Annotated in this window: 4 protein-coding genes; 3 read left to right on the top strand and 1 reads right to left on the bottom strand. The window is 39.0% G+C overall.

Annotated features, from left to right (window positions below; all coding sequences use genetic code 11):
- Positions 1 to 553: 553 nt before the first annotated feature.
- The gene (locus B9P78_RS09185; protein WP_094519144.1) at positions 554 to 721 is read right to left on the bottom strand and encodes a MerR family transcriptional regulator; all 168 of its coding nucleotides are present in this window, start codon (positions 719 to 721) and stop codon (positions 554 to 556) included.
- A gap of 241 nt (positions 722 to 962) precedes the next feature.
- Here B9P78_RS09185 and gndA point away from each other — a divergent pair, with 241 nt between their 5' ends.
- From gndA to B9P78_RS09200, 3 genes are read left to right on the top strand one after another with little or no spacing between them, the layout of a single operon-like run.
- Complete coding sequence (gene gndA / locus B9P78_RS09190; protein ID WP_094519145.1) at positions 963 to 2,396, top strand: NADP-dependent phosphogluconate dehydrogenase; 1,434 nt, start codon at positions 963 to 965, stop codon at positions 2,394 to 2,396.
- 42 nt (positions 2,397 to 2,438) lie between these two features.
- Complete coding sequence (locus tag B9P78_RS09195) at positions 2,439 to 3,146, top strand: response regulator transcription factor (protein ID WP_094519146.1); 708 nt, start codon at positions 2,439 to 2,441, stop codon at positions 3,144 to 3,146.
- A complete protein-coding gene (locus tag B9P78_RS09200) occupies positions 3,146 to 4,669 on the top strand; it encodes a cell wall metabolism sensor histidine kinase WalK (protein ID WP_094519147.1) in 1,524 nt (507 codons plus the stop codon). The genes B9P78_RS09195 and B9P78_RS09200 overlap by 1 nt, the downstream gene beginning before the upstream one ends.
- The last annotated feature ends 280 nt before the right edge of the window (positions 4,670 to 4,949 follow it).

Consider the following 4,949-nt stretch of genomic DNA (forward strand, 5'->3'; position numbering starts at 1 on the left):
CTGCATTTTTTTCAAGAATGAATTGCGGTACTGTATGATATGTTCTTTTTTTATAGCATATAATCTCATACTAGATAAGATTTATTATTTATATAATATGAGATCGTCATTCTATAAAAATGGTCAATTATTTATAGTATGAAATTTTATATTATAAAATTTCGCATTATTTTCTAGCATCACAAATTATTCTAGAATGACCGCGTTCACAATACAGGAAATGCGGTTTGAAAGGGTCTTCGTTAGCATCTGAAGGATGATTAGTGCCATTGCTCAATTGCCACGAACTGCTTTTTAAATTGTTGGGTCAAAATCGTTATGATTGAGGTGTTTGATTTTAACAGGATCGGTCTATCTCCGAAAATGTGACAACAAATAAAAAAGAACTGGCAACCGCCAGTTCTTTTCCTCACATCCTGTGAAGTTGAGTTCGGACCTCCAGAAAGCCCTGCGCTTCAGATTAGATTGCCGATGACTAGCGTCATCGTCTGCCCTAATCTTCCACCGGTGGCTTTCTGTGCGTCGGTCCTCACATCCTATTTCTCACATCCTATTAGCCAAAGTAGCTGTATAATGAGAAGCCCAATGATAGGACTACTGAGCTGACAATCAGGATTAACATGATCCAAGTGAATAGTTTGCCGAGCTTTTTGTCTTTTTTGTCATAAATTTTGTCAAAGCCACGTTTTTCTGTGTTTTGTTTTTTTAATTTCTTAGCCATTTTATTACTCCTAATATTTTTCTCTTGGCTATTATAACACAAAAGTATTTTGCATATTCAAGGCTTCTCAGAAATGTGTTTTTCTAATAAAGTGGTATAATGATTACGAATTATGAATATGCTCTTAATTTTGGCGTTAATTTTGCTTTGATATTGATGAGATACTTTTAAAATATTAGATTTTTTGATACTATATGAGAAGGTTTTATCATCTTTTTGTTACCTTAAGGAGGAAAAATACATGACTAAAGCACAAATTGGTGTAGTCGGAATGGCCGTAATGGGCAAAAACTTAGCGTTAAATATCGAAAGCCGTGGTTACACAGTAGCCGTATTTAATCGTACAACAAGCAAAGCGCAAGCTGTTGTTGATGAAAATCCAGATAAAAACTTAGTATTAACTGAAACAGTTGAAGAGTTTGTAAACTCTCTTGAAACACCTCGTCGTATTTTATTAATGGTCCAAGCTGGTAAAGCAACTGATGCAACAATCAGCCAATTAATGCCATTACTAGAAAAAGATGACGTTATCATCGATGGTGGTAATACATTCTTCCAAGATACAATCCGTCGTTCACAAGAAATCAACGGTACTGGTGTTCACTTCATTGGTATGGGTGTTTCTGGTGGTGAAGAAGGCGCACTTAAAGGCCCTAGCTTGATGCCAGGTGGTCCAAAAGAAGCTTACGACATCGTTGAACCAATCTTGAAACAAATCGCAGCAAAAGCGCCTAGCGATGGTGCACCATGTGTTACTTACATCGGCCCTAACGGAGCTGGTCACTACGTAAAAATGGTCCACAACGGTATTGAATACGGTGATATGCAATTAATCGCTGAAACATACGATTTATTACGTCGTCACTTAGATTTACCTGTTGAAGAAATCGCTGACCACTTTGCTGAATGGAACAAGGGTGAATTAGATAGCTTCTTAATCGAAATCACTGCTGACATTTTAACAAAGAAAGATCCAGAAACTGGCAAACCAATGGTTGATGTCATCTTAGACCGTGCAGGTAACAAAGGTACTGGTAAATGGACTTCTCAATCAGCATTAGATGTTGGTGTACCATTACAAACAATTACTGAATCAGTTTACGCACGTTATATTTCAGCATTGAAAGACCAACGTGTACGTGCTTCTAAAGTATTAGCGGGTCCAGATGCTGCTGCATTTGACGGTAATAAAGACGAATTCGTTGAAAAAATCCGTAAAGCATTGTACTTCTCTAAAATCATGTCTTATGCACAAGGTTTCTACCAATACCGTACTGCATCAGAGATGTATGAATGGAACTTAAACTACAAAGAAATCGCAGCTATCTTCCGTGCAGGATGTATCATCCGTGCTGGCTTCCTAGAAAAAATCATGGACGCTTACGAAAACGATGCTGACTTAGAAAACATCTTATTAGATGAATACTTTGTAGAAATCGCTAAAGATTACCAACAAGCAACTCGTGAAGTCGCTGCAGAAGCTATCCGCGCAGGTGTACCTGTTCCTGGTTTCACTTCGGCATTGTCTTACTACGACAGCTACCGTTCAGAAGTGTTACCAGCAAACATTATCCAAGCGCAACGTGATTACTTTGGTGCACATACTTACGAACGTACAGATGCTGAAGGTTCTTACCATTTATTATGGGATAAAGAAGAACAAATTGATGCGTAAAATGGTTTAACCATTAAATTATGCAGGAAATAAGGTGAAAATATGGGTGAAGATAAAAAAAGACGCGTCTTGATTGTTGAAGACGAGAAAAACTTAGCACGATTTGTTGAACTAGAACTTCAACATGAAGGCTACGAAACGGAAATCGCAAAAGATGGCCGTGTTGGTTTAGAGCGCGCACAAGCAGAAGATTGGGACTTGGTCTTACTTGACTTGATGTTGCCAGAAATCAACGGTATTGAAGTTTGCCGTCGTTTACGACCAACTTCTGATGTACCAATTATCATTATGACAGCTAGAGACTCGGTTATTGACCGCGTATCTGGTTTTGATCACGGGGCTGACGATTACATCGTTAAGCCTTTCGCGATTGAAGAATTATTAGCACGTATTCGTGCATTACTTCGTCGTATCGATATCGAAGAAGAACAACAACACCACAAACAAACGAAAGTTACTTTCCGCGACTTATCAGTTGAGAAAGAAAATCGTATCGTTCGTCGTGGTGATGAAATTATCGATTTAACAAAACGTGAGTACGAATTATTGGTAATGTTAATGGAAAATGTTAACGTCGTATTACCACGTACCGAATTGTTAAACAAAGTATGGGGCTATACAACTGAAGTTGAAACGAACGTTGTGGATGTGTACATCCGTTACCTACGTAACAAAATCGACGTTGATGGTCAACCAGGTTACATCCAAACTGTCCGTGGTACGGGCTATGTGATGAGGACCCCTGAATAATGATCGAATCATTTTTCAATGACTTCAAGTCAAAATTACAGCACCCATTTTCATTAATTTGGAAGTGGGGCTTAATTTTATCCAGCTTATTTTGGTTAGCCTTGAGTGTAAGCCCCAGCATTACTAGTTATCAAGACCAACAAACCATCGAAAATGACTATGTCACAGAGGTAACCAAGATTGATACCTATCTCCAAGATTATGTGAATTCTTTGGTCAATAAGCCGGCAGCCGAAGTCCGTCAAGCCTTTCAAACACGTGTGACCTTGGAAAATATTTCACTTGAAGAATATTTAAATCAAGAACACGTGAAGATTCAAGTATATAACCAAGAGGGTAATCTCATTTATAATTCAGGTGACTCGGTAGACATATATACCACGGTACGAGATACCGGTCGTAGTAAAAATGAGCTTACCGGTAACTACCTAACCTACCAATTGTTATACGACGGAAATGAGCAAGTGGGTTATTATTTTGTCAGCTATGACAGTGCAGAAGCACGAAATCAAATTGCGGATGAACAATTGTCATGGATAACGATGATTTTAATCAACCTAGCCATAGCCGTAGTATTTGGTTTTGGGATTGCCTATTTATTCCTACAACCAATTCAAAGCATGAAACGATTCTTGAAAAATATAACTGCAGATAATATTGCCGACCGTCGTTTAAATGTCACTGATTATCACGGTGAATTCACAGAGATTTCTGAAGGAATTAACCAGATGCTTGATCAAACGAGTGATTATATCGACCAACAAATTCATTTTGTGGAGGATGTTTCTCACGAATTGCGCACACCGGTTGCCATTATCGAAGGCCATTTAAATATGTTGAATCGATGGGGGAAAGATGACCCAGAAATCTTGGCCGAATCCCTGTCCGCATCCTCTAACGAATTGGAGCGGATGAAGATTCTAGTCCAAGAAATGTTGGATTTATCGCGTGCAGGGCAAGTAGATACCCAGTACTACGATAAAACCACACTCATCAACGAAGTAATCAATCAGGTCTACCAAAACTTCAAAGTCTTGTATCCTGATTTTGATTTCTTCCTTGAAAATGACTTGCGCCGTAACTATGAAATTCAAATTTACCGCAACCATTTAGAGCAAATTCTGATTATCCTACTCGATAACGCCGTGAAATACTCAGCGGACCGCAAAGAAATTCATATTTCAGTAGCGACAAACGCCGTTGATTATATTGAAATAGCCGTTCAAGACTTTGGTGAAGGTATGTCCCAAGAAGACCAAAACCGCGTCTTCAACCGCTTCTATCGGGTGGACAAAGCACGTTCACGTGAGCGTGGCGGTAACGGACTAGGTCTATCCATCGCCAAAGAACTGATCAAAGGATATAAGGGATCAATCTTCGTAGAAAGTGAACTCGGCAACGGGTCCATCTTCCACGTACGCTTCCCAATCCTCAACACATTAGGCGACATCTCAGCCTCTGACCGCGCCAAAATCGACGAATCATTAAACGAAGATTTAGACGATGACGACAGAGATGATTAATAGCTATATGAAAAAGACAAGGCTGGGGCAAAAGGCCTCTAAAAAGCGTACACAATTCTTAATAAGAGTTGTGTACGCCTTTTACTTTGAAAAAATTCTTATAAACTTTGATTGAAATATTTCATGGGAACAGGTTAAAGGACTGAAAGTGTCGTTCCTTAGCCGTGAAAGAGGATGAAATCGAGACCTTGGCTCGATTTCAAATTGAAAGACCTTGGCTTTCAATGGTCCCGCGGCTCACAAGGAACGTACACTGTAAGGACGAAAAATCTATGATTTT

Source organism: Aerococcus sp. 1KP-2016 (assembly GCF_002252085.1).
Lineage (GTDB): Bacteria > Bacillota > Bacilli > Lactobacillales > Aerococcaceae > Aerococcus.

What these genes read in the sequence shown, in the direction of transcription:
- B9P78_RS09195 (WP_094519146.1), top strand. Translation starts at nt 2,439, where the DNA reads ATGGGTGAAGATAAAAAAAGACGCGTCTTGATTGTTGAAGACGAGAAA.
- B9P78_RS09200 (WP_094519147.1), top strand. Translation starts at nt 3,146, where the DNA reads ATGATCGAATCATTTTTCAATGACTTCAAGTCAAAATTACAGCACCCA.
- B9P78_RS09185 (WP_094519144.1), bottom strand. Translation starts at nt 721, where the DNA reads ATGGCTAAGAAATTAAAAAAACAAAACACAGAAAAACGTGGCTTTGAC.
- gndA (WP_094519145.1), top strand. Translation starts at nt 963, where the DNA reads ATGACTAAAGCACAAATTGGTGTAGTCGGAATGGCCGTAATGGGCAAA.